The organism is Acidovorax sp. GW821-FHT10A04 (assembly GCF_059415825.1).
In genome coordinates, this window is record NZ_JBWKNZ010000022.1 from 91,092 (window position 1) to 112,376 (window position 21,285).

The window sequence follows — 21,285 nt, forward strand, 5'->3', positions numbered from 1 at the left end:
GCCACTCTCAAAATTCGCTCTCGACCGCGAGCATGGCGCGACGTTGCCACGCGACTCTCAGGAGACAGCTATGTACGCATTGGTAAGCGGTCACGACTTCTATGTAAATTGCGAGCGGCTCTTAAGCCATCACTCAAAGGCCGTCCAGTTGTTATCCTCGGCTACAACAGCGGCAGCACGATTGCCCGCAGCAACGAAGCAAGGGCTCTGGGTATTCGCATGGGCACGCCATGGTCTCGCCTCAAGCATATGGAGTACGACAATGGCCTGGTGGTGCTCAGTGCCAACAACGGCCTCTATGGGGATATGAGCAGCCGCTTCATGCCTCTGGCTGCAAGCCTTGCCCGCGAGCAGGAAATCTATTCCATAGATGAGTGCTTTATCGGCCTGCATGGCGTGCCTGACACCAACGAGCGGGCCTGCAGTTTGAGCGCTCGTATTAAGCAATACACCGGCATACCTTGCAGCGTCGGCATAGGCCAGACCAGGACCTTGGCCAAGCTGGCCAACTACATTGCCCAGGCCGCGGAGCGCAGGCCCGACAAGTACCCTGTCAACCTTGCAAAAGTGTGCGACCTTTCCGACCTGCCCGCCTCAGACTTAGACCAAGCGCTGGCCATTACCTCGGTGCGAGCCGTTTGGGGTATTAACCAAAAGCTCACCGAGCAACTGCGCCAAGCAAACGTCTATACCGTGCTCGACCTCGCCCGCATGGCCCCCTCCGCCGTACGTCGACGCTTTGGCGTGACGCTCGAACGCACGGTGTGTGAACTACAGGGTATTTCCCGTTTTACCCCCAAGACCGCGCCTGCGCGGCGCAGGGAAGTCACCTGCACCCACACCTTCCAGAAACCCATAAGCCATCTGGAGCCACTCATCAAGGTTGTGCGCCATTTCACTCGGCTTGCTGCCGAACGACTGCGCAAGCAAGACAGTCTTGCTTGCCACATGCACGTATTTGCATGCACTAGCCCATTTGGCCCGGGCCCGGTGTTCAGCCGCAGCGTGACCACTAGCCTTGACTATCCCACCGCCAATGCCGAGGAAATGGAGCGTGCAGCCATACACAGCATGCGCCACATCTACGCGTACAGGAATGACTTTACCGACGCTGGCGTGGCCATGCTCGACTTAGTGCCCGGCGGTGAAGAAGCAAGGTACACGAACGACGCGGAATGGGCTGCAATTCGGGATGCACGGCTATCACCGCAATACACGACGCGATGGAAGGATGTGCCAGTCGCTCAAGTCTAGGGTCTAGTTGCCGCAGCAGCACAAGCTGTCTCTCCACATCGAAAAAAATACGCATGCAGGCTGGGTGAGTATCTCTGGCGGCGGGTACGCAACAGTCTGCCGCATATCGGTGCACGCTCAATACCCCCCTCTCCTCCCTCCATACCCTGCCGACCTGCCCCCCAAGGTAGAGCCCCGCGGCTCCACCACCGCAAACCGCAGCATCATCACCCCATACCGCGTAGCGCTCTGCAGGTCGTCGCGCAGCTTCACGATCAGCCCGTCCTTGCGGTGGTACAGCCGCCACTCCTCCAGCCAGTCGCCGCAGGTCGCAAAAACCTTGAAGCGCCCCGTCTGCATGCGCGTGAGCAACTCGCTGATGCCAGCCTCCAGCCCGTTGCTGCCGTCCTCGAACGTGGCGCGCTCGGGCAGCAGGTTCACGCCCAGGGTGCGGTACTGGCCGGCCAGTTGCTCACCGCTGCCCTTGTCGTGCTGCAGGCCGTCGTGCGGCCAGGCCACGGGCATCCAGCGGCCGCGCGCGGCGATCAGCGGGGCCTGCATGGCCACGCTGGTCTCGCGCACGCGGAAGGTGTCGTACACGTAGACCGTGTCGGTGTCGCGGTCCCACGCCAGCCAGGCGGCCGCGGCCGGGTGGTCCCAGCCGAAGTCCAGGCCCACGATGCGCGGCCAGTGCGCGGGCAGGGCGAAGGGCGCAACGACGATGGACTCTTCGGCCACGGGGAACACCTTGCCGCTGCCCAGCACGGGCACGCCGTTCATGCGCGCCTCGCGCTCGTGCACGGGGTAGCTCTCGGCCAGCTCGCGCTTGGCGGTTTCGTCGAGGTGGGGTACATCGTTCCAGCCGGCCTGGATGACTGCTTTGCTCATGGAGGATCCTGGTTGGGCAGGCTGGAGCCCGCCGGTGGGTGAGCCGCTCTGCAGCAGGGCGAGCAGTGCACCGCTGCACCGACCTACTGTGCATGGGTGTAATCCATCGGCCGCAGATGGTTTGGCAGGTACAGCGGATGGCCGGGGGTGCCGTCGGCAGTCAGTCGAAGGACCTGGAGCCGGCTTTTCTCGCCAGCAACTTGATGGCCACCCGGATCATGGGCGCTTGCGCCAGGAGGGATGGGCTGGTCGGGCATGACCATGCAATCGAGCGCTGTGGCTCTGCGCTTCAGGCGCCCGGCCTGTAACCATCCCTGAGCCACCCCTCGAAAATATCCGATAGCTTGGGCACCGCTTCCTCCTTGGCCTTGCCCCGGCTGATGAAGAGCGCCAGCTCCTTGCGCCCCTGCTCTTCGCGCCCCGCGAAGGCATGGCACATGGCCGCGGCCATGTGCAGTGGCAGCTGCATATGGCGCTGCTTCGACCCTTCGGCCATCTCGATCACCTGCGCAAAGACGTGGGCAGGTGTGGGGGCCGCCTGCCAGAACGCCTGTGCCTGGGCGATTGCCGCATGCACCTTCTCGGGCATGCCCGTCAGCAGCCCATCCACGCCCCAGATGTAGGACAGGTTGTGCTCTGCACCCTGGCCATCTACAAAGGCATCGAGCAAGGCCAATTTTTCCGTGCGGTGCCATTTGGGCTTTCCACCCGCCAGGTGGGGCACGGCGTCGAAAGAGTAGCCCCAACGCGGCGACAACCCACTGCCCAGCTGCCAATACTCAAAGATGCGGCGAATGGGCGCGGCACTGCTGTTCACCCACAGCATCGGACGCACATTGACAAAACCTTGTGGCCCCAACGCCGCGTCTACCAATGGCGCAATGTGGGCATGGCATTCGGCGATGGTGAGCAATTGGAATTCACGCATGGGCGTGATCGTACTGTCTCAGCACGCCCCAGAGCAGCCATCACGCCACACCTGCTGCGCCGCGCGCCCCCCCACCACCACCCCCTTCGTCAAAAAATCCAGCACCACCTCCGTAGCCCCCTCCAGCGGCGTGAAGGTGATCGCAATCAACCCCTGCGTCGTCGCAGTCCGCGTCAGGCACTCGTTGTACACCGCCACGGGCGGCTCCTCGTCCAGCCACACCCAGTGGCGCGCGGTGCCCTCGAACGCCTTGCGGCCCTGGTCATACGATTTGAAGCCGATGACCGATTCACCCCCGCTCTGGTGGCGCACGCACAGGTAGTCGAGCGCGCCGTTGGCGCCGGCGCGGGGGCGGGCCTTGGCGATGTCGTCGGCCGGCACCATGCCGGTGCCGGGCTGGCCCGGAGGGCCGTAGAGCTCGAGCTGAACGATGTCGCGCGTGGTCTCGAGCGACTTGCCTGCGGCCCAGGCCTGGATGGGGCCTGCAAAGCGCCGGCCCTCCCACCAGGCGGGGTAGCGGCCCGTGAGGTGCAGGGCCGTCTCGTACGCACCGCCGATGGTCTTGCCCACGCGGTTGCCGGCCATGAAGCAGCGCTCGCGGTGCGTGGCGCCGGCCTTGAAGAAGGCCAGGTGCCGCGCATACAGCGCGCGGCGCAGGGGGCCCTCGTCCCGGAAGAAGCGGCGCATGCGCCAGCCCGCAAGCTTGTCGCGCAACAGGCCTTCGATGGCTTCTATCTCTTCGAGGGTGGCACCGGCCAGAACATCGGGCAGGGCGGGAAGTTCAGGCGGCACCGTGCGGCTTCTCCTTGGTCGATTTCACCTGCTCCAACGCAGCCAGCATGCCTTCGGCCCGCTCAGCAGGCATGTGGGCCAGGGCCTTGCGCAGCGGGTCGGGGGCATCGTCGGCTTTCTTGGCGAACATGCCCAGGTGCGTGCCCAAGAGGTCCAGGGCCTTGAGCTTTTCGGGTGACTTGAACTTCTTGGCCAGCTCGAGCTGGCCGCCGGGCCCGATCTCCACCACCTCGATGGAGGCGATGGCCGCGGCGGTGGCGCCGTCGAGCTCCTGCACGCGCTTCAGGCTGCCGTCGCCGTTGAAGATCTTGCGGATGTCGAAGAAGGCGATGCTGGCCAGCTCGCGCAGCACCATGGCGGGCGTCACGCCGTCCTCTGGCATGCGGGCGCTGCCGCCATCCAGTGCCGGGGCCTTGCCCGGCACGGGGGCTTCGGCAGTTGCTGCAGCCGAGGGCACTGCCAGCAGGCGCGGCGCGGCGGGGCGGCCGCTCATACCGCAGCCGCCCCGCGCACCAGGCGCTCCATCGCGGCAATCACGCGCAGGCGGTCCGCATCGTGCAGGCATTCACCGCGCAGCCAATCGGCCGGGAAGAGCACGTTCACCGCGCCCAGTGCGGCGTACGGCACGTGCTCGCGCGCGGCCTTGATCAGCGCCGTGGCACTGCCCAGCGGGTGCAGGTCGCCGCGCAGGTAGACCAGGCCCGACGCGGACACGCCGGCCTGCAGGGGTGGCGCAAGGCCGCCGGGCGTCTGCAGCTCGATGAGGTGCAGGTCTTCTTCGCTGTGCTCACTGTCCATGGTCGGCCTCCTCCTTGGCAGCCATCACGCAGCCATCGCCAGCGAGCGGCGCGCATCCATCTCCGACACGCACACATCGCCGCCCACGCGCCGCTGCAGGATGCTGTAGCACTGCACCAGGCGCCGCCCGCGCGCACTGGATGCCGGGCCGGTGCTGGTCTGCACGCGGCCCGCCTCGCGCAGCTTGGCCAGGCAGCTGCTGATCTCGGGGTGCGATGTCTTGGGCAGGTCCAGCGCGGCGCCGATCTGGCCCAGCGTGAGCGGCTGCCCGGCCCGGCTGTGCAACAGCTTTTCCACGCGCGACTTGAGGCCGCCCGCGCGGATGCTGGTGATGGTGCGCGAGGGCATGGTCAGGACACTGGGCGTGCCGTGTGCGCCGGAAGAAAGGTGTAACTGCGTGTGTGCTTGCATGGCAGGCCTCAAGGGAGTTGGCAGGGGTTGCGGCCGGCGCTGGGCGCATGCGGGGCCATGGCGGCATCGCCTCGCAAACCGCGCGGGTGTTGGGTCGTGGTGCTGCGGCAGGCCGCAGGGCATCAGAAAAAAAGCCCTGCGGCGCAGGGCCTTGCAGGGCGGCACGGGGCTTGGCGCCAATACGACAGGTGCCACCAGGGCGTGGTGCCGGGCGGCTACGATCCCGCCACCCAAAACCACTGATAACAAGGGATTTCGTTCATGAGGGCATCACCCAAAACCATCTGCGCCGCGATTGCGGCCGCCACCTTGTCGATGTCCGCCTCGGCGGCGATCGACATCGACCTCACCAACGCGGGCTACCAGAACGAGGCGGTCGACAGCTTCACCGTCAAGCGCCTGAAGGTGCCCGGAGCGGGCGAGTGGGACGTCACCTTCAAGTGGGACCCGCAGACCCTGCACTTCGTGCCCCAGGCGGTGGCCGCCAGCACGGCAGCGCAGTTGCAGATCTCGGGCCCGACCACGGTGAACGAGGGCGGCACCATCACGCTGTCCGCCGCCGTGCGCAATGCCGACGGCACCTTCGCCCCCACCGTGGCCGTGTGGAGCGTGGTGCCCGCATCGGCCGGCACCATCACCCCGCAGGGCGTGTTCCTCGCCGCCAGCCAGACCGCCGACGTGAACGCCGTGTTCACCGCCAGCGTGCTGCTGCAGGGCAAGACCATCACCAGCACCTACACGGTGAAGGTGGTCAATGTGGCCGCTGCATCGCGCACCTGCGCGGGCGCGCTGGCCAACAACGCCAACGGCATGCTGCTGGCCGACTTCGGCGTGAACCCCGAGACGCAGAAGGTCACCATGCTGCTCACGGCCGCATCGGGCAACCCCAGCTTCCTGCACGGCAGCCTGTTCTTCGTGCAGGGCACCACCTCCATCGACGTGTCGCCCTACACCTTCGATGCCGACACGGCGCTCTTCACCCCTTCGGGCGGCTGGTCCGGCGTTGGCACCATCGCCTCGCCCGCGCAGAAGCAGGCCGTGTTCTCGGCCTTCCCCTCCAGCATCAATCTGGCGCAGCCGTTCCAGATCCGCTATGCGGGGATTGCCGGGGCACCGGGCACGATCGCCTGCAACTGACAACTAGGGGCGGCTGGCAGCCGCCTGCTGCGTCACAGGCCAGGCATCGCGGAAGGCCCGCGCATCAGCTGCGTGGCCGTCAGCCTGTCGCGCCAGCTCTTGATGCGCTCGGCTGCAGTCTGCGAGTAGCTCACCGGCGGCAGTGGCGTACTCAGCGACGGTGGCGGGGGCGGTACCGGCAGCAATGCGGCGGGCAGCGGCGGCGGCTTGCTCGCGCAGGCCGTCAGACTCAGTGCGAGCACGGGCAGCATCGCGCTGCAAAGCCGCTTCACGGGTGCGTGCTTCATTCAGGGCTCCTTGGTACTTGAGTGCAGTGGCGCGCTCCGCCGCCCAGGCGGCCTGGCTGGCGCGTGCGCGCTCGGTGGCATGGGTGGCCTGCAGGGCGGCGATCTGTTCGCCCAGGCGCCAGCCCTGCAGTTGCCAGGCAGCAGTGGCAGCCACGGCTGCGCCAAGCACCGCCGCTGCCGTGTGGGTGATGAGCAAAGTGGTCATGGCCTGTGGTGCCCCTGCAGCAGGCCCTGCAGGCATGCGGTCGTCTCGGCCGCGCGCCGATTCGCCAGGCCCTGCACAAAGCGCATTTCGGGCTTGCCATCGGGCTGCGTGCGCCCGGTGCGCACGTAGCTCCACACCGGCTTGCCACTGTCCGAGAGGCCCAGCCGCCGGCAGCCCAGCGCCCACTCGCCCGCATTCCAGGCCACCATGGCCTGGCTCGCGCAGGTGTTGCCCACGCCGTTGTTCCAAGCATGGCTGGTGGCCATGTCGAACACGCTTTGCGGCGGCAGCCGCGTGAAGCACCGGGCCAGGCGCAGCTGCAGCGCCTCGATGGCGGCACCCTCCTCCTGCGCGCAGCGCGCGGCCGTCCAGCGCTGGCCCACGACCACCGGCGTGCGGGTCACATGCCGCGTGATGCCCTTGCACACCGTGGGCAGACCACCCGCCAGCGCATCGGCATACACCAGCCCGGGGTCGCGCGCATCGGGCTCCCACTGGCCCAGGAAGGTGAGCACGCCGGCACTGGCCAGCGCGAGCGAGCCGACCAGATGGGGGAAGTAGCGCAGGCGGTCGGCACCGGCAGATGTGCTGCCGCTCATTCTTCGGCCCCCTGCTCGCCCAGGTCGCTCTCTTCGCCCAGCCCCTGGCGCAGGCGCGCCATGCGCAACGCATGCTCGCGTGCCTGGCGGCGGTTGGCCTCGCGCTTGTAGTACCAGGTGACGGCCAGGCCGGCAATGGCCACGGCAGCGCCGACCAGGCCCAGGAACTCGTTGGACGTGATCCAGCCAAAGCTGGTGAGCCCGGCGCCGGTGGCAATGGCTTTGCTGCCGGTGGCGCCCAGGGCCTCGATGGTGTCGTTGGGGGTGGTTTGCATGGCGGGGTGCTCCTTGCGGGTGCAGGCGCTCGGACGGCGAGGGCGGGCGCAAAAAAAGCCGCTGCTGCGGCTTGGGTCGGTGGGTGGCAGTGCGGTGGGTGGCAGTGCGGTGGGCCAGGCGGCGGCATCGCCCATAAAAAAATCCCGCAGGGCAGGCCATGCGGGATCTACAAAAACTCAGGACGAGCATCACCCCTTGTGTCTACCGCAGTCGCTACAGGCGAAGGCCAGGCTGTGGCTGCGGGCAATCAACGAAGGGACGGTGCGCGAGAAATTCGCCATTTCTCATTTTTTGCAATCGTCGGCTGCAATTTTAACCCCGGCCGGTGTTGGCATGCAAGCGTTTTTTCATCGACTGGTTGCGGCGGCTCACGCAATCGTCCAGCATGTTGAGCATGCGGCGGCCGTCCTGGCCCATGGGCTCGCGGGCCTTGCGGCTGCCGCCGCAGGCCTTGCACACGCGCCCCAGCATGGGCGTGCCGGGCACCAGCGCACTGCCGCGGCCCATGCAGGCGCGGCAGGTGGGGTCGAGCCAATAGCACACGCTGGTGCGTGCCAGGCAGCGCGGGTCGGCCAGGCGCTTGGCGGCGGCCCAGTGCTCCACGGCCTCGAGCACCTGCGCCAGCGAGCGCAGGCGCGAGAGCAGTTGCACGGCATCGGCCTCCGGGTGGCTGCGGCGCTGGTGCGCGGTGCTATCCCATTCGCCGCGCAGGCGCATCAGCGCGCCGCCCAGCATGCCGGGCGACCAGCCGGCGGCAATCAGCACATCGGCATCGCCACGGCGATCGGGGTCCACCTTCAGGTTCGAGGACGAGGTGCCCGCGCGGGTATAGGCCTCTTCCACGGTACGGTAGGGGCTGTGGGTGGGGTCGGTGGTCATCAGCATGGTCATCCCTGGTGTTGGTTGGTGGTGGTGTCGTCGGTGTGGCCGTGCAGGGCATCGGCGCTTGCGGCTTTCAGCGTGCGTGGCACCACGCCGCAGCGCACGGCGTTGTCCTGCAGTGCCTTGAGGCGCCGGTACTCCGCCAGCACCACGGCATGGCCGGCGCCGGCGCCGGCCGCGCCGAACACGGCGGCCAGCTCGCCCTGGTAGGCATCGGTGTGGGCGCCCTCCTTCAGCGAGCGCCAGAACTGCGGCCCCTGCGCCAGCGCGCGCACCTTGCAGCCATGGCAGTGGGCGCGAAACAGCGGGCTGTGCGCGCGCGTCTGCGCGGCCTGGCACGCAGGGCATGGCTGCCCTGCCCCACCACTGCGCAGCAGCGCGCAGACCACGGGCCGTGCGCCTGGGCGCTCGGCAATGAGCAGTGCGGCGCTCATGACCAGCCCTCCTCCACCATGGCGATCAGGCGCACCAGGGTGGCGCGGTCCATGGCGGGCAAGATGCGCTGCCGCACCGCATCCACCGCCGCTGTGTAAAAGCGCTCGAAGGTCTGCTGGTCCATGGCCTCGTAGCGGATCGACTGAACGATGGGCACGGTCTTCCCGGTGCGCGGGTCGATCGCATCGTCGCAGTAGCCAGCCGCAAGCTTGACGGCCACCAGCGCCTTCTCGCGCGTGTCGTAGATCTCGCTGTTCTCTGCCACCACCTGCAGTAGCGCGAACAGGCGGCGGTGCTGCGGGCCATTGCGCGGGCGGCTCCATTCCATGCGCAGGCAGGTGCCAGGCTTCATGACTTCGAGCTTGCGCGCGAAGCGGGTCCAGGCATCGTGGTCGGCCGGCGTCGTGCCGCGCAGTCCTTCGGCGGATTTGATGAGCATGGCTTTCATGGGTGGTACGTCCTTTCTGCGGTGGTGTTCGGGGGATGGGCTGCGGGGCCCGGGCGGTAGGCCGGCCGCCGCACCCCGGTCGCGGCACGCAATGCGCCGGGCCGTTGGAGTGGTGCTGCGGCCGCCAGGGGGCCCGCCGATGCCAGTGCGCGCAGGGCGGCACGGTCCATGGCGGGCGAAGCTGGTTGCGCTGCCCGCACAGCAATGGGCAGCGCATGGCGCGGCTCGGCCGAAGCCGGCTGCGCCGTGGCTGGGGGTGCGCCCGATGGCATGCCATCACCGTCTCCACCACCGGCAAGCGGCGCGGCCGTGAGGGCCTGCAGCGAGTGAAAGCGCACCGCCGTCTTGCCCGCCGCGTTGCCGCCTTCGTACACCAGGCGCGCGCGCTCTGCATTGCCAATGAATGCGATGCGCGGCGGCGGCAGGCCGACCTTGGCGTACTCGCTGTCCGGGCTGCGGTCGCCGCCCAGGCAGCGCGGGTAGTCGAAGCTGCCGCGCCCGGTGTAGGCCCGGTGGCTTTCGCAAAAGCGGTGCTGCAGGTAGCCCAGCTCCTTGAGGTCGGTGCGGCACACCTTGGGCCAGCCGCCCAGGTCCTGCACGGCGGCGTGGATGGCGGGGTCGTCAAAGACCACGTCGGTGTAGGCGCCCACGCTGCCCATGGCCTCCAGCGTCTTGCCCCAGGCCAGGGCCGCCCGGTCGGCCGCCGTGCCAGCAAGGATGCGCACCACATCGGCCACGCGCGGCGCAAAACGGCCGTGCTCGGGGTCGGTGGCATGGCGTTGCATGGCCTGGCGGATCTGCGACAGCTCGAACGGCTGGCACGCGCCCCACCACAGGTCCAGCACAAAGCGGCTGGCGTCCTGCCGGTAGTAGGCGAGCACGTCGGTGATCAGCTGCGCAAACAAGGTGCGTTCAGAGGGCTGCATGCGGTGGCTCCTTTCCATGGGTGGGTGGGTGATCCAATACCTCGGACAGCCCGGGCGCCTCGGCCGCCCAGGCATCGGCCACGCTGCGGTTGCGCTGCTCCAGCGCCTCCTGCCGGTTGGCCGGCGCGTGCAGCACGCCCGGCATGTGCATGCCTGCAGCGCCACTGCCGCTGCGCTGCCCTGCGGCGCGCATGCACACGGCCTTGAGGTACTGCGCCGGGTCGGCCGGGCGGGCCACGCAGGCGACGCGCACGGCCTCGGCCACGATGTCGCTGCCATAGTCCTTGCACAGCCGGCCGACAAAGCTGCCGCACTGCGCACGCGGCATGCCCGCCTGCTGCAGCAGCGATTTGCCCGCGGACCACAGCGCATCGCGCGTCAGGCCATCGGCAGGCCCCTCGGGTGGCAGGCCGGCACCCGCACCGCCGCCCCGGCTGGCGGGCGCAGGCCCCTGCGTGCTGCCCTGCCCGCTGGCCGGTGCAGCGCCGCCCGTTGCGCCAGCAACGGGGCTGCTATCCCCACCAAAGAGGTCTGTTCCATCTCCTTCTCCGTCTCGCTCTCGGCTCCGTTCCTTTCGGTTCCCTTTAAGGCCGGTTTCCGGTGGATTGCCGGCGGACGGGTGCAGGATTTCCGGCGGAAAGCAGTCGCCCTGTTCGGGCCCGCAGCCCTCGCCCTGCGGCGCCATGCCATGCGGGTAGGCCCCGGTCTTCCACAGCGCCTGCGGGGGCACGCCCAACGCGGGCTTGCCCTCCTTGGCGCGCTTGGCGTTTTCCTTGCGCAGGCGGTCGCAGTACTTCTCGTAGGCGTACTTCTCCTTGGCGGCAAAGGCCGCAATCGCCTTCTCGGCCACCACCGGGTGGTACAGGCGCCCGTCGGCACATTTCACAAAACCGTGCAGCGCCGCGGCGCGCACCTTCTTCCATTCCTTGAGCACGCGGCCATAGCCGGCCAGGTTGGCCAGCTCCACGTCATCGTCGGGCAGCGAGGCCGCGGGCACCTGGTGCCAGGCCGCGCACCACAGCAAAATGCCCGCGCGAAACGCCTCGCCCTCGGCCGCAGCCGCGAACTTCGAATCGCGCAGCCGCCGCACATCGAGCTCCATGTACTGGAAGTCGCTCAGGTCGCAGGCGGGCAAGGTCAGCGGTGCAGGCAGGCCTGCGCCGCCCTTCACATTGCTGCTGGTGCTGGTGCTGCTATGGCTCACGCGCCCTCCTGCCCCGGGGCCGCGGCATAGGCCTCGTTGAACTGCGCCCACAGCGCGGTGCCCGGCTCGTGGGGGTTCGCCTCGGCCAGCGGGATGTGCTGCGCGGCCGCCGATTGCGCGGCGGCGCGCAGCACGTCGGGCGTCAGGCGCTGTATGGTGTTGCCGACCGCCATCACTGCCTCCAGTCGCGCGCAATGCGGCGGCTCTTGTCCAGGCTGGCCTGCGCCTGGGCGCGGCTCTCGATGCAGATCGCGCCCCTGGCACGTGGAGCCAGGCCCACGGTGCGCAGGCCCCGGCAGTTGAACAACAGTACCGCCGTATCGGCAGGCACTGGCGCAGCACCGAGCGCACAGGCACCGCTGCGGGCCTGAAGGCGCGGCGCAGCCGCATCGGCGGCGGCAACAACGGCACCGCGCGGGCGCACCGATTCAAAGGCATTGGGCCCCGCATGCACGGGGGATGGTGTGGTCGATCGCATGGCTCGTACGGCTCCTCACAAGGCGTGCGGGCGCCCACGCTCCCGCAGGAGCGCACGGGTGGGCCCATCACAAAAGAAAGAAAAAACACCCGGCGCCGCACAAGGCAAAACAAGGCAGCGCCGGGCAAGGTCCACAGCACCGGCTGCATCGGCGCTGCGGAAGGAGAAAGCGAAAAATCAGCAGCCCTCGGCGTCCGGGGCTTTCGGGCCCGGCCCACTGCCGCCCCGGGACTTGCTGGGCAACATGCCCGCAAAGTCCACTGCCCCCTGCGTCAATGCATGCAGCTCGCGCATGCGGCTTCGGGGCACGGCCCTGCGCCAGTGCGTGATGGCGCTGGGCGTCAGCCCAAAGTGCTCTGCCACCGCCTTGTTGCGGCCAGGTTCGGCATCCAGCCAATCCGTGAATCTCATGGCAGCAAGTTTAGTTTTATCTAAACAAATAGTCAAGCACAAGCTAAAACACCTTGCCAAAAATTTAGCTACAGCTAAACTGCGCACCCATGAGCAACGACAGCACCCGCCGCGCGGAATTCACCGCCTACTTCGAGAAGCACTTCGGCACCGACCGCCAGCGCTTCATGGACCAGTTCGGCGTGAGCAAGGGGCGCATGACGCAGTACCTGGACGAGGAAGAAGCCTTCGGCGAGCGCGCCGCCCTCAACCTCGAAAAGCGCGCCAACCTGCCCCTGGGCAGCATGTTCCCCTCGCTGCTGCGCGCCGGCAGCGAGGCCGCGCGCATCCTCGCGCCCGAGGGCGTGCCCGTGGTGGGCACCGCGCAGCTGGGCGACGACGGCTACTTCTGCGAGCTGCAGTACCCCGTGGGCCACGGCGACGGCCGCATCAACTGGCCCACGCGCGACCCCAACGCGTATGCCCTGCGCTGCAAGGGCGAGAGCATGAAGCCGCGCATCCGCCACGGCGAGTTCGTCGTCATCGAACCCAGCCACGGCTTCATGCCGGGCGACGAGGTGCTGGTGCGCGAGCGCAGCGGCAAGGTCATGGTCAAGCAGCTGGCCTATGTGCGCGATGGCATGGTGCACCTCGATTCGGTGAACGAGGCGCATCCGCGCATCAGCATTCCGGAGGATGAGGTGGAGGTGATCCAGTATGTGGCGGGGATAGCGAAGTCGGCGTTGTGGAGCAATGACTGAGCACCCGTTGTCGACCTCCTACACCTGCATCGGCTTCGACATCCGCGTCTGGCCCTGCGACGGCGCTCCTCGCGTGGGCCTGTCGGATTGGAGCCAGCACGATGCGATGCATGCCGCCGTCACCAGGCAGTTTGGACTGCAGGAGAACCTGTACCAGCTCCTGGACATCAAGGACCAAGAAACGCTGGACGCGGTCGCCCAGGCCATCCAAGCGAATTGCGCGTGCAACCTGATCGCCATACAGATCCCGGAACCCGTGGCGACGTGGCAGAACGAACGCTTCGGACACCCGCTGGGTAATCCCGCGCTGTCGCTCGAGGAATTTCAAAGCATGGGCATCGACGTAGCGGACATCGATGGTTTCTTCTCCATACTGTCCTTCGACCCCATCTCGAAGTTCAGGAAATCGACCGACCTGATCGATGAACGCAATCTCGATGAGGTCCTTCACGTCGTCCAACTGGCTGGGTTTGCCGACCGAGGCCATGCGCCCTATTGCGCAGTGAAGGTTTCTGCGTTGAAAGTCTGACGACGACAACGTCTCGGTCTCGATGGTTGATGCTTGCTTTTGCCGAGGGCGGAGGCCGGGGTGTGCGCCCGGCGGCGCACTTACCTTCTTTTGCTTCGCCAAAAGAACGTAGGCCAAGAAAAGGCGACCCCGCTGCCCGTGTCCCCCTCGCCGGGGGGCGAGGGGGCAGCCTGCGATGCTCGGTCCTGGGGTGGCGCCGAAGAACTCCCTGCGCTGCCTCTGCGAGGCAGCTCCGGTCAAACAGCTTCGGCGAGCTAGATGACGATGCGCGTGTCCTTCGGCACGCGCTCACCCCAGGCCCTGCGCTTCTCGGCACGGTCAGAAGGGGGTGGGAGCGGGCTCCATACGGGCCATTGCTTCGCTCGGCCCAAACTGCCTCGCTGCGCTTGGCCTGGGCAGAGCGATCGCGCCCACATCGTCGGCAGCGCGCAGCGCGTAACCGACCCCAAGCGCAGTTGCGCAGCAGCAGCCGTGCTTGACCCCGCTCCCCACCCCTGCTGGCTGCGCCGAGAAGCGCAGGAGCTGGGGTGGACGTGTGTGCCGAAGGACACACACGCTTCGTCATCTAGTGTCGTGAGTTAGAAGTTCGTTGAACTAGTGATAGCGTGTCGAGTCAATCGTGTACCGTGTGCACACGAGGAGGCTGCGATGCGTGGACGACCCAAGGCGCAACTGGCATTGACGCAAGTCGAGTTTGAGCAGCTCACAGCGCTGACGCTGCGGCGCAAGACCGCGCAGGCGTTGGCGCTGCGCGCTCGCATCGTCCTGGCCTGTGCCCAGGACATTGACAACAAGGTGGTTGCCAGCCGCCAGCGCGTGACACCGCAAACCGTTTCGAAGTGGCGGGCCCGATTCGTGCGGGATCGACTCGACGGACTACTCGATGCCCCTCGCACTGGAGCACCACGCACCATCGATGACGCTCGTGTGGATGCTGTGATCGCCAAGACGCTGGAGAGCGTGCCCGAAGCAGCCACGCACTGGAGCACCCGCACCATGGCACGCGAGGCCGGCCTGTCGCAGACGGCGGTGTCGCGTATCTGGCGCGCATTCGGACTGCAGCCCCATCGACAGGAGACCTTCAAGCTCTCCAGCGATCCGCTGTTCGTTGAGAAGGTACGCGACATCGTGGGGCTGTACATGGATCCGCCGCACAGGGCCATGGTGTTGTGCGTGGATGAGAAGAGCCAGATCCAGGCGCTGGATCGCACACAGCCTTTGCTGCCATTGGCCCCGGGTATCCCCGAGCGGCGCACACATGACTATGAGCGCCACGGCACGACGACGCTTTTCGCAGCATTGGACATCGCCACCGGAGCCGTCATCGGGGATCTTCATCGACGCCACCGCAGCAGCGAGTTCCTGCAGTTTCTGCGCACCATTGAGAGCAATGTGCCGCAAGCTCTGGACATCCATCTGGTGCTGGACAACTACGGCACACACAAGACGCCCGCCATCAAGAACTGGCTTGCTCGGCACCCTCGCTTTCAAGTTCACTTCACGCCGACTTCTGCGTCCTGGTTGAACCAAGTAGAGCGCTGGTTCGCCACTCTGACGCTGAAGTACATTCGCCGTAGCACCCACCGCTCAACTCGCCAGTTGGAGCAGGCAATCAGGCACTACATCAAGGTCAACAACGACGATCCCAAGCCATTCATCTGGTCAAAGACCGCAGATGACATCCTCGCGAGTGTCGAGAGATTTTTCCTGCGAACTTCTAACTCACGACACTAGCTTGCCGCAGCTGTTTGAGCGCAGTTCGAAGAACGCAGCGAGTTCTGCGGCACCACCCCAGAGCCGAGCATCGCAGGCTGCCCCCATCGCCCGACAGGGCGATGGGGGACGCAGACTGGGGGTCGCCTTTTCTTGGCCCACCTTCTTTTGGCGACGCAAAAGAAGGTGGGTGCGCCGCCGGGCGCACATCCCGGCCTCCGCCCTAAGCAAAAGAACAGAAGCAACCACAGCCGCCAAGCAGCAGCAGCACCACCACCACAAAGCACAATACCAACAATCCAGACAGCCGCCGCAGCAAGCACGCCCTCATGACCACACCAAGCCCCACCCCCATCCGCCTCACCCAGTTCTCCCACGGCGGCGGCTGCGGCTGCAAGATCGCCCCCGGCGTCCTCTCCGAAATCCTGAAAACCAGCGGCGCAGGACTCGCCGCACTGCTCCCCAAAGAACTGCTGGTAGGCATCGAAACCGCCGACGACGCCGCCGTCTACCAGCTCAACGACGAGCAGGCCCTCATCGCCACCACCGACTTCTTCATGCCCATCGTCGACGACCCGTTCGACTTCGGGCGCATCGCGGCCACCAATGCCATCAGTGATGTGTATGCCATGGGCGGGCGCCCCATCATGGCGCTGGCCATCGTGGCCATGCCGGTCAACCAGTTGCCGGTGGAGGTCATCGGCCGCGTGCTCGCAGGCGGCCAGGCCGTGTGCAGCGCGGCGGGCATACCGATTGCCGGCGGCCACACCATCGACTCAGTCGAGCCCATCTACGGCCTGGTCGTGATGGGCCTGGTGCACCCCGCGCGCGTGCGCCGCAACCGCGATGCGCGCGCCGGCGACGTGCTGGTGCTGGGCAAGCCACTGGGCGTGGGCGTGCTCTCGGCCGCGCTGAAGAAAGGCCTGCTCGACGACGCCGGCTACGCCCGCCTGGTGGACACCACCACGCGCCTGAACACCCCCGGTATCGCGCTGGCCGAGCTGGACGGCGTGCACGCCCTCACCGACGTCACCGGCTTCGGCATCGCCGGCCACACGCTGGAGATGGCGCGCGGCGCCGGCCTGCGCGCCGTGCTCGACTGGCACCGCCTGCCGCTGCTGGGCGGCGTGGCCGCCTGGGCCGAACAAGGCATCGTCACCGGCGCATCGCGCCGCAACTGGGAGGGCTATGGCGCCGAGGTCACGCTGGCCGACAGCCTGCCCGCCACCGCCCAGGCGCTGCTCACCGACCCGCAGACCAGCGGCGGCCTGCTGGTCAGCTGCGCGCCGCAGGCGGTCGATGCCGTGCTGCGCACCTTCCGCGAGCAGGGCTTTGCCGATGCCGCCGTGGTAGGGCACATGAGGGACGACGCAACAGGCGGCCCCGCCGGCCTCACGGTGGCGCCATGAAAGAGCCCACGCGCGTGCACGACCGGCACGCCTTCGACACCCTGATCGACGCGCGCAGCCCGGCCGAGTACGCCATCGACCACATCCCCGGCGCCATCAACCTGCCCGTGCTCGACAACGAAGAGCGGCGCATCGTCGGCACCCTGTACAAGCAGGTCGGCGCCTTCGAGGCGCGGCGCGTGGGCGGCGCCATGGTGGCCGCCAACCTGGCGCGCCACCTGCAGGGCCCGCTGGCCGACCGCCCGCCGGGCTGGAAGCCCCTGGTCTACTGCTGGCGCGGCGGCCTGCGCAGCGGCTCCATGACCACCTGGCTGCGCATGGTGGGCTGGGACGCCCAGCAACTGGCCGGTGGCTACAAGGCCTGGCGCCGCCACGTCATCGACACCATCGCACAGCGCGCCCCCGCCCTGCCCCTGGTGGTGCTGTGTGGCGCCACCGGCACCGCCAAGACCCGGCTGCTGCACGCCCTGGCCGCACAGGGCCAGCAGGTGCTGGACCTGGAGGCCCTGGCCCGGCACAAGGGCTCGCTGCTCGGCGCCCTGCCCGATGTGGCCCAGCCCTCGCAAACCGCCTTCGAAACCGCCATCGCCAGCGTGCTCGAACACCTGGACCCGGCCCGCCCCCTGTACATCGAGGGCGAAGGCCGCCGCATCGGCCGACTCACCGTGCCCCTCATCCTGGTCGAACGCATGCGCGCCAGCCCCTGCATCGAGCTGCGCGCCAGCACCGCCGCGCGCGTGGAATACCTGCTGCGCGACTACGCCTACCTGGGCGACCGCCCCCAGTGGCTGGCCGACCAACTGGCGCCCTTGAAACCCCTGCACGGCAACGAAACCATCGCCGCCTGGCAGGCCATGGCCCTCGCGCGCCAACTGCCCCAGCTGTTCGAGGCCCTGGCCACACGGCACTACGACCCCTCGTACGCCCGCTCGCACCGCTCGTACTTCCGCGCCTGGGAGCAGCGGCAGGTGGTGGACGCGGCGGATCTGTCACCGCCGGGTATCCAGGCGCTTGCCCACAAGGTTACCAGCCTGCGCAACGGCGACGGCCACGGCGCAGAAGAACTGGCAGGGCAAGCACCGCAAGGGGCTCAGGGAGCGCCAGCGTCGCCCTCAACTATGCCGCCGAGCGCTGCCCAGCCAGCCGCGTGAGCGCCTGCACCTGCCACCGGAATTCATCGCCAAAGGCGGACCGGTCCATCACCGCCGCGCCGCCATAGGCGTACACCGAGGCATAGGCGGCGTAGCTGGCAGCATCCAGCGCACGCCCGGCCAGCGCGTGTGCCACCGCATTCGTCGCCGACACGGCCGCATGCGCCGTGCCGTCGATCGACTTCGATCCCGGGTGGATTCTCGCGACCCGCTCCACCTCGCCGCGGGCAGCCTCCAGCCCGGCAAAGTCCAGCGCGCCCGCCACATAGGCCCCCAGGCGGTCCAGCGCCGCCACTGCGCGCGCATCCTCCAGCAGATGCCGCACCCGCTCCACGCAGGCCAAGCCGAAGGCATAGCGCAGCTGCGCGTTGGATTCATGCGCCAGGTCCAGGGACCGGGCCAGTGCGGTGAGCTCTTCGTTCATGGCGGTCGTTCCGTTTTTTCACGCGAGGCGGACAAGGCGCCATCATCCACCGTGCCAACCGAATCGCCAAGCAGGCGACGCAGCCAGCCCCCCCGGTTTGTACCTACTCCGCCCCCGCGGAGGCGCCCCAACTACCTCGCCGCGCTGGGCCCCGGGCACAGCGATAGCGCCCCACCTGTCGGCAGCGCGCAGCGCGTAACCGACACCCGGCGCAGCTGCGCAGCTGCGCAGCTGCAGCCGCGTGGTACCCGCTCCCCACCCCTTCTGGACGCAGACTGGGGGCCGCCTTTTCTTGGCCCACCTTCTTTTGGCGACGCAAAAGAAGGTGGGTGCGCCGCCGGGCGCACATCCCGGCCTCCGAACTCCATCAAAGGCACGCGACAACCATCGCATGCAACTGGTCAAGCACCCAGCGCCCCCAAAAAAACAAGGCATGCTTTTCCTCTTTGACATTCCCCCGATGGCAAGCACTACAAGGCCTGCCATGCGCGCAAGAGCCCTGTCGCTCAGCCCTGTACCCCCAGCTTCTCCAACAAACCCACCGCCCGGTACGGCACCTCCTTCACCCCCTCCAGCAAGAACACCGTGGACCGGGAATGCTGCGTGCGCAGCGGGATCAGCGGTGCATAGGCATCCGAGCCGTACCAGGCGCGCGCCTGCTCCATGGAGGGGAAGCGGATCACCACGCAGTCGCCGCCGAAGGCACCTTCGCGCAACTCCGGGCGCGTGCCATGCACCAGGAACTCGCCGCCATAGGGCTCCAGCGTGGCGTCGATGCGCTGCAGGTAGCTGACGATGTCGGGGCCGAACTGCAGGTCTTCGAGCAGGCCGATGGCATAAGCGGACATGGTGGGTCTCCTTCAACAAGGCAAGTGGATGAATGAATGAATGAACGTGTGTATGGATGCCACTGTAGAAGCCACCCTGCAGCGCGTCGATTACCTGGCAGGTCATGGTTCCTGCCACCGCGGCCCTGGCCGAACGCGCCCGCACGCCGATGGATACACTGCCCGCCCATGACCACCGCAGCCACACCAGCCGCCGAGCCCCAGCCGCGCCCCACCACCCACGAAGACTTCCTGCCCTTCGTCCCCACGCGCAACCAGCAGAACCTGGCCATCCTCAAGGGCTTGCCCACAGGCCTGCAGGCCTGCCTGCTGGCCGAACTGCGGCGCGGCAACCGGTTGGTGAACGTGGAGCGGGCCGACTGGCCCCACGCAGGCAGCCTCTTCGTGTCGCTCAAGGAGGTGTTCGCCCCGGCCACGCGGGACATGGCGCCCGGCCTGGGCGTGGCATGGCGCAAGGTGAACGACCCCCATTACTGGCGCGAAGACCTGTCCCAGGTGCGCGACGGGGTGGAGCACCTGGTCGTGTGCTGAAATGAAGGCAAGGGAGGGTTTGTTCCGCCCGCCAAGGCAGGCCCCGGACATTGTGTTGCGCCATGCACGATGATGGGCACCAGGCGCCGCAGGCGCGTTACATTCGAGCACACGGGGGAGCGTTGTCGCCCACCCCAAGCCACAAAACCAAGGAGTGATGAAGATGACCGCCGCCCAGCCAGCGCCACAGACGACCACACCCCCCAGCCACCACCAGGCCGCCAGCGCCTGCCTTGCCGCCTGGCTGGCGACCGTGGTGGCCGACATCCAGTACGAAAGCAACCGCCCCAACCCCGACACCGCCAAGATGGAGCGCCTGGTCGCCGAGCGCAGCAAGCTGTTCGAGGAGCGCACCGCGCTGGAAGCCAACGACAAGGGCGCCATTGCCCGCGTGGTGGCGGACTACGCCGCCGCACTGCAGGCCCGCCGGTTCAAGGTCTGACCAGCGGCAGCCCCTGGCCAACGCGCTGGATGGGGCTCGTACACCACGCCCCACCAGGGCCGCCCCGATGCTTGCCCGCCCGCCCATCGCCCCGCTGCGCCCCTTTGTGCGCCTGCTGTGGGCAGACGTCACGCCGCTGGCATCCGCCCGCCCCGGGCGCGAGCATGTGCTGCCCACCGGCCACATGCACCTGGCGCTGCGCTGGGGCGGGCCGCCGCTGCACCTGCTGGGCACCGCGCCGCACAGCGACGAGGTCTGGTCCCCCGGCCACGCCGTCGTGGGCGGGGCCCGGTCCGGCTACTACGCCAAGCAGGGCGGTACGCACGGCTGGTCGGTGGGCGCCCAGCTCGAGCCCGGCGCAGCCGGCGCCCTACTGCGCACCAGTGCGGCCGACCTGGCAGAGCGCCACACCCCGCTGGCCGACGTGTGCGGCCCGAGCGCAGTGGCTGAACTGATGGAATGCCTGCAGGCACAGGGCGACCCCGCCGCCTGCCTGCAGGTGCTGGAACGCTGGCTGCTGGCACGCATGGCCACGCAGGTGCGCGGCCTGCACCCCGCCGTGGCAGCGGCCATGGCCAGCCTGCATGGCGGCGCCCAGGTGCAACAGGCCGTGGCTGCCAGTGGCCTGAGCCACCGCCACCTGATCGCGCGCTTTCGCGAGGCCACGGGCCTGGCGCCCAAGCAGCACGCGCGCGTGCTGCGGCTGCAGCTGGCACTGGCCGGGCTGGCGACCCCGGGCCTGCAGGCCGCCGGCATCGCGGCCGACGCCGGCTTTGCCGACCAGGCGCATTTCACGCGCGATTTCCGCGACCTCACCGGCGTGACGCCCACGGACTGGCTGCGCTCCGCACCGGCGCAGCGCAACCATGTGCGCGTGGGCTAATTAATGCGTATTTCGGTCGCTGCTGGACAGTGGGGCGAGTTGACTTGGACAGCGGGAACGGCGGGAACAGCAGGAATTGGACACAGAGATCGGCGCTCGTGCGCATTCCCAGGTCGCTGGCGATGAGCATCTGTTCGGCTCGTCTAGTCGCCTTCTTGGGTGATACAGGGCACTGCCGCGGCCAGCTAGACTTCCGCTATCGGCCGAGGCTGTGTGGAAACACCCACGAGCATACGGGCCAGCCCCATCTCGCAGCACTGAGCCTCATTTTCCACTA

Annotated in this window: 29 protein-coding genes; 10 read left to right on the plus strand and 19 right to left on the minus strand. The window is 67.9% G+C overall.

Annotated features, from left to right (window positions below; translation table 11 throughout):
- Positions 1-108 precede the first annotated feature (108 nt).
- Positions 109-1,254, plus strand: coding sequence for a Y-family DNA polymerase (locus AC07PF_RS31290; protein ID WP_494614523.1), 1,146 nt, complete (start codon positions 109-111; stop codon positions 1,252-1,254).
- Between the two features lie 117 nt (positions 1,255-1,371).
- Here AC07PF_RS31290 and AC07PF_RS31295 read toward each other — a convergent pair whose 3' ends face one another.
- From AC07PF_RS31295 to AC07PF_RS31320, 6 genes are all read right to left on the minus strand, one after another.
- Positions 1,372-2,121 carry a phage terminase large subunit family protein gene (locus AC07PF_RS31295; protein WP_494614524.1) on the minus strand — a complete coding sequence of 250 codons (750 nt, stop codon included), beginning with the start codon at positions 2,119-2,121 and terminating at the stop codon, positions 1,372-1,374.
- Positions 2,122-2,410: 289 nt separating this feature from the next.
- A complete protein-coding gene (locus AC07PF_RS31300; protein ID WP_494614525.1) occupies positions 2,411-3,049 on the minus strand; it encodes a hypothetical protein in 639 nt (212 codons plus the stop codon).
- Between the two features lie 18 nt (positions 3,050-3,067).
- A complete protein-coding gene (locus AC07PF_RS31305; RefSeq protein ID WP_494614526.1) occupies positions 3,068-3,841 on the minus strand; it encodes a terminase large subunit domain-containing protein in 774 nt (257 codons plus the stop codon).
- The gene (locus AC07PF_RS31310) at positions 3,831-4,334 is read right to left on the minus strand and encodes a terminase small subunit (RefSeq protein WP_494614527.1); all 504 of its coding nucleotides are present in this window, start codon (positions 4,332-4,334) and stop codon (positions 3,831-3,833) included. The genes AC07PF_RS31305 and AC07PF_RS31310 overlap by 11 nt, the downstream gene beginning before the upstream one ends.
- Positions 4,331-4,639 (minus strand): hypothetical protein, encoded by a 309-nt coding sequence (locus AC07PF_RS31315; RefSeq protein ID WP_494614528.1) that lies wholly within the window; start codon positions 4,637-4,639, stop codon positions 4,331-4,333. The genes AC07PF_RS31310 and AC07PF_RS31315 overlap by 4 nt, the downstream gene beginning before the upstream one ends.
- A gap of 24 nt (positions 4,640-4,663) precedes the next feature.
- Positions 4,664-4,987 (minus strand): hypothetical protein, encoded by a 324-nt coding sequence (locus AC07PF_RS31320; protein ID WP_494614529.1) that lies wholly within the window; start codon positions 4,985-4,987, stop codon positions 4,664-4,666.
- A 324-nt stretch (positions 4,988-5,311) separates the two neighbouring features.
- On the opposite strand from AC07PF_RS31320, the gene AC07PF_RS31325 reads away from it, so the two are divergent.
- Complete coding sequence (locus AC07PF_RS31325; protein WP_494610069.1) at positions 5,312-6,187, plus strand: hypothetical protein; 876 nt, start codon at positions 5,312-5,314, stop codon at positions 6,185-6,187.
- 3 nt (positions 6,188-6,190) lie between these two features.
- On the opposite strand, the gene AC07PF_RS31330 is transcribed toward AC07PF_RS31325, so the two are convergent.
- From AC07PF_RS31330 to AC07PF_RS31380, 11 genes are all read right to left on the minus strand, one after another.
- Positions 6,191-6,679: a hypothetical protein gene (locus tag AC07PF_RS31330; RefSeq protein WP_494614530.1), complete on the minus strand. Its 489-nt coding sequence runs from the start codon at positions 6,677-6,679 to the stop codon at positions 6,191-6,193.
- On the minus strand, positions 6,676-7,278 hold the full coding sequence (locus tag AC07PF_RS31335) for a lysozyme (protein ID WP_494614531.1): 603 nt from the start codon (positions 7,276-7,278) through the stop codon (positions 6,676-6,678). Before AC07PF_RS31335 ends, AC07PF_RS31330 begins: the two co-directional genes overlap by 4 nt.
- On the minus strand, positions 7,275-7,553 hold the full coding sequence (locus AC07PF_RS31340; RefSeq protein ID WP_494614532.1) for a holin: 279 nt from the start codon (positions 7,551-7,553) through the stop codon (positions 7,275-7,277). The genes AC07PF_RS31335 and AC07PF_RS31340 overlap by 4 nt, the downstream gene beginning before the upstream one ends.
- A gap of 313 nt (positions 7,554-7,866) precedes the next feature.
- Positions 7,867-8,439, minus strand: coding sequence for a hypothetical protein (locus AC07PF_RS31345; RefSeq protein WP_494614533.1), 573 nt, complete (start codon positions 8,437-8,439; stop codon positions 7,867-7,869).
- A gap of 2 nt (positions 8,440-8,441) precedes the next feature.
- Positions 8,442-8,870 (minus strand): hypothetical protein, encoded by a 429-nt coding sequence (locus AC07PF_RS31350; RefSeq protein ID WP_007853361.1) that lies wholly within the window; start codon positions 8,868-8,870, stop codon positions 8,442-8,444.
- On the minus strand, positions 8,867-9,310 hold the full coding sequence (locus AC07PF_RS31355; protein WP_494614534.1) for a hypothetical protein: 444 nt from the start codon (positions 9,308-9,310) through the stop codon (positions 8,867-8,869). Before AC07PF_RS31355 ends, AC07PF_RS31350 begins: the two co-directional genes overlap by 4 nt.
- Positions 9,311-9,315: 5 nt before the next feature.
- Positions 9,316-10,245, minus strand: a complete 930-nt coding sequence (locus tag AC07PF_RS31360) for a DUF6475 domain-containing protein (RefSeq protein ID WP_494614535.1) — start codon at positions 10,243-10,245, stop codon at positions 9,316-9,318.
- Entirely contained in the window at positions 10,232-11,449 is a 1,218-nt protein-coding gene (locus tag AC07PF_RS31365; RefSeq protein WP_494614536.1) for a DUF1376 domain-containing protein, read from the minus strand. The genes AC07PF_RS31360 and AC07PF_RS31365 overlap by 14 nt, the downstream gene beginning before the upstream one ends.
- Positions 11,446-11,622, minus strand: coding sequence for a hypothetical protein (locus tag AC07PF_RS31370; protein ID WP_007853368.1), 177 nt, complete (start codon positions 11,620-11,622; stop codon positions 11,446-11,448). Before AC07PF_RS31370 ends, AC07PF_RS31365 begins: the two co-directional genes overlap by 4 nt.
- A complete protein-coding gene (locus AC07PF_RS31375) occupies positions 11,622-11,927 on the minus strand; it encodes a hypothetical protein (RefSeq protein WP_145698252.1) in 306 nt (101 codons plus the stop codon). Before AC07PF_RS31375 ends, AC07PF_RS31370 begins: the two co-directional genes overlap by 1 nt.
- Positions 11,928-12,104: 177 nt before the next feature.
- Complete coding sequence (locus AC07PF_RS31380; RefSeq protein ID WP_007862257.1) at positions 12,105-12,338, minus strand: hypothetical protein; 234 nt, start codon at positions 12,336-12,338, stop codon at positions 12,105-12,107.
- Between the two features lie 89 nt (positions 12,339-12,427).
- Here AC07PF_RS31380 and AC07PF_RS31385 point away from each other — a divergent pair, with 89 nt between their 5' ends.
- From AC07PF_RS31385 to mnmH, 5 genes are all read left to right on the plus strand, one after another.
- A complete protein-coding gene (locus AC07PF_RS31385) occupies positions 12,428-13,078 on the plus strand; it encodes a S24 family peptidase (RefSeq protein WP_007862258.1) in 651 nt (216 codons plus the stop codon).
- A 7-nt stretch (positions 13,079-13,085) separates the two neighbouring features.
- Positions 13,086-13,607: a hypothetical protein gene (locus tag AC07PF_RS31390; protein WP_494614537.1), complete on the plus strand. Its 522-nt coding sequence runs from the start codon at positions 13,086-13,088 to the stop codon at positions 13,605-13,607.
- A 648-nt stretch (positions 13,608-14,255) separates the two neighbouring features.
- The gene (locus AC07PF_RS31395) at positions 14,256-15,341 is read left to right on the plus strand and encodes an IS630 family transposase (RefSeq protein ID WP_494614538.1); all 1,086 of its coding nucleotides are present in this window, start codon (positions 14,256-14,258) and stop codon (positions 15,339-15,341) included.
- 308 nt (positions 15,342-15,649) lie between these two features.
- Positions 15,650-16,729, plus strand: a complete 1,080-nt coding sequence (gene selD, locus AC07PF_RS31400) for a selenide, water dikinase SelD (protein ID WP_145698254.1) — start codon at positions 15,650-15,652, stop codon at positions 16,727-16,729.
- Positions 16,726-17,880: a tRNA 2-selenouridine(34) synthase MnmH gene (gene mnmH, locus AC07PF_RS31405; protein ID WP_494614539.1), complete on the plus strand. Its 1,155-nt coding sequence runs from the start codon at positions 16,726-16,728 to the stop codon at positions 17,878-17,880. The genes selD and mnmH overlap by 4 nt, the downstream gene beginning before the upstream one ends.
- Here the strand turns inward: mnmH and AC07PF_RS31410 are convergent.
- A complete protein-coding gene (locus AC07PF_RS31410; RefSeq protein WP_494614540.1) occupies positions 17,846-18,304 on the minus strand; it encodes a hypothetical protein in 459 nt (152 codons plus the stop codon). The two genes, mnmH and AC07PF_RS31410, sit on opposite strands and share 35 nt — an antisense overlap.
- Positions 18,305-18,810: 506 nt before the next feature.
- Entirely contained in the window at positions 18,811-19,152 is a 342-nt protein-coding gene (locus tag AC07PF_RS31415; RefSeq protein WP_494614541.1) for a DUF1330 domain-containing protein, read from the minus strand.
- 168 nt (positions 19,153-19,320) lie between these two features.
- Between AC07PF_RS31415 and AC07PF_RS31420 the strand changes: the two genes are divergently transcribed.
- The 3 genes from AC07PF_RS31420 to AC07PF_RS31430 all read left to right on the plus strand — a co-directional run bounded on the left by AC07PF_RS31420 (position 19,321) and on the right by AC07PF_RS31430 (position 21,008).
- Positions 19,321-19,683 (plus strand): hypothetical protein, encoded by a 363-nt coding sequence (locus AC07PF_RS31420; RefSeq protein WP_494614542.1) that lies wholly within the window; start codon positions 19,321-19,323, stop codon positions 19,681-19,683.
- Positions 19,684-19,846: 163 nt separating this feature from the next.
- Entirely contained in the window at positions 19,847-20,125 is a 279-nt protein-coding gene (locus AC07PF_RS31425) for a hypothetical protein (RefSeq protein ID WP_494610317.1), read from the plus strand.
- 67 nt (positions 20,126-20,192) lie between these two features.
- Positions 20,193-21,008: a helix-turn-helix domain-containing protein gene (locus tag AC07PF_RS31430; RefSeq protein ID WP_494614543.1), complete on the plus strand. Its 816-nt coding sequence runs from the start codon at positions 20,193-20,195 to the stop codon at positions 21,006-21,008.
- Positions 21,009-21,285: the final 277 nt, after the last annotated feature.

What these genes read in the sequence shown, in the direction of transcription:
- AC07PF_RS31315 (WP_494614528.1), bottom strand. Translation starts at nt 4,639, where the DNA reads ATGGACAGTGAGCACAGCGAAGAAGACCTGCACCTCATCGAGCTGCAG.
- AC07PF_RS31295 (WP_494614524.1), bottom strand. Translation starts at nt 2,121, where the DNA reads ATGAGCAAAGCAGTCATCCAGGCCGGCTGGAACGATGTACCCCACCTC.
- AC07PF_RS31320 (WP_494614529.1), bottom strand. Translation starts at nt 4,987, where the DNA reads ATGCCCTCGCGCACCATCACCAGCATCCGCGCGGGCGGCCTCAAGTCG.
- AC07PF_RS31370 (WP_007853368.1), bottom strand. Translation starts at nt 11,622, where the DNA reads ATGGCGGTCGGCAACACCATACAGCGCCTGACGCCCGACGTGCTGCGC.
- AC07PF_RS31360 (WP_494614535.1), bottom strand. Translation starts at nt 10,245, where the DNA reads ATGCAGCCCTCTGAACGCACCTTGTTTGCGCAGCTGATCACCGACGTG.
- AC07PF_RS31330 (WP_494614530.1), bottom strand. Translation starts at nt 6,679, where the DNA reads ATGACCACTTTGCTCATCACCCACACGGCAGCGGCGGTGCTTGGCGCA.
- AC07PF_RS31395 (WP_494614538.1), top strand. Translation starts at nt 14,256, where the DNA reads ATGCGTGGACGACCCAAGGCGCAACTGGCATTGACGCAAGTCGAGTTT.
- AC07PF_RS31410 (WP_494614540.1), bottom strand. Translation starts at nt 18,304, where the DNA reads ATGAACGAAGAGCTCACCGCACTGGCCCGGTCCCTGGACCTGGCGCAT.
- AC07PF_RS31415 (WP_494614541.1), bottom strand. Translation starts at nt 19,152, where the DNA reads ATGTCCGCTTATGCCATCGGCCTGCTCGAAGACCTGCAGTTCGGCCCC.
- AC07PF_RS31345 (WP_494614533.1), bottom strand. Translation starts at nt 8,439, where the DNA reads ATGCTGATGACCACCGACCCCACCCACAGCCCCTACCGTACCGTGGAA.
- AC07PF_RS31310 (WP_494614527.1), bottom strand. Translation starts at nt 4,334, where the DNA reads ATGAGCGGCCGCCCCGCCGCGCCGCGCCTGCTGGCAGTGCCCTCGGCT.
- mnmH (WP_494614539.1), top strand. Translation starts at nt 16,726, where the DNA reads ATGAAAGAGCCCACGCGCGTGCACGACCGGCACGCCTTCGACACCCTG.
- AC07PF_RS31350 (WP_007853361.1), bottom strand. Translation starts at nt 8,870, where the DNA reads ATGAGCGCCGCACTGCTCATTGCCGAGCGCCCAGGCGCACGGCCCGTG.
- AC07PF_RS31355 (WP_494614534.1), bottom strand. Translation starts at nt 9,310, where the DNA reads ATGCTCATCAAATCCGCCGAAGGACTGCGCGGCACGACGCCGGCCGAC.
- AC07PF_RS31335 (WP_494614531.1), bottom strand. Translation starts at nt 7,278, where the DNA reads ATGAGCGGCAGCACATCTGCCGGTGCCGACCGCCTGCGCTACTTCCCC.
- selD (WP_145698254.1), top strand. Translation starts at nt 15,650, where the DNA reads ATGACCACACCAAGCCCCACCCCCATCCGCCTCACCCAGTTCTCCCAC.
- AC07PF_RS31425 (WP_494610317.1), top strand. Translation starts at nt 19,847, where the DNA reads ATGACCGCCGCCCAGCCAGCGCCACAGACGACCACACCCCCCAGCCAC.
- AC07PF_RS31325 (WP_494610069.1), top strand. Translation starts at nt 5,312, where the DNA reads ATGAGGGCATCACCCAAAACCATCTGCGCCGCGATTGCGGCCGCCACC.
- AC07PF_RS31430 (WP_494614543.1), top strand. Translation starts at nt 20,193, where the DNA reads ATGCTTGCCCGCCCGCCCATCGCCCCGCTGCGCCCCTTTGTGCGCCTG.
- AC07PF_RS31420 (WP_494614542.1), top strand. Translation starts at nt 19,321, where the DNA reads ATGACCACCGCAGCCACACCAGCCGCCGAGCCCCAGCCGCGCCCCACC.
- AC07PF_RS31385 (WP_007862258.1), top strand. Translation starts at nt 12,428, where the DNA reads ATGAGCAACGACAGCACCCGCCGCGCGGAATTCACCGCCTACTTCGAG.
- AC07PF_RS31375 (WP_145698252.1), bottom strand. Translation starts at nt 11,927, where the DNA reads ATGCGATCGACCACACCATCCCCCGTGCATGCGGGGCCCAATGCCTTT.
- AC07PF_RS31380 (WP_007862257.1), bottom strand. Translation starts at nt 12,338, where the DNA reads ATGAGATTCACGGATTGGCTGGATGCCGAACCTGGCCGCAACAAGGCG.
- AC07PF_RS31340 (WP_494614532.1), bottom strand. Translation starts at nt 7,553, where the DNA reads ATGCAAACCACCCCCAACGACACCATCGAGGCCCTGGGCGCCACCGGC.
- AC07PF_RS31300 (WP_494614525.1), bottom strand. Translation starts at nt 3,049, where the DNA reads ATGCGTGAATTCCAATTGCTCACCATCGCCGAATGCCATGCCCACATT.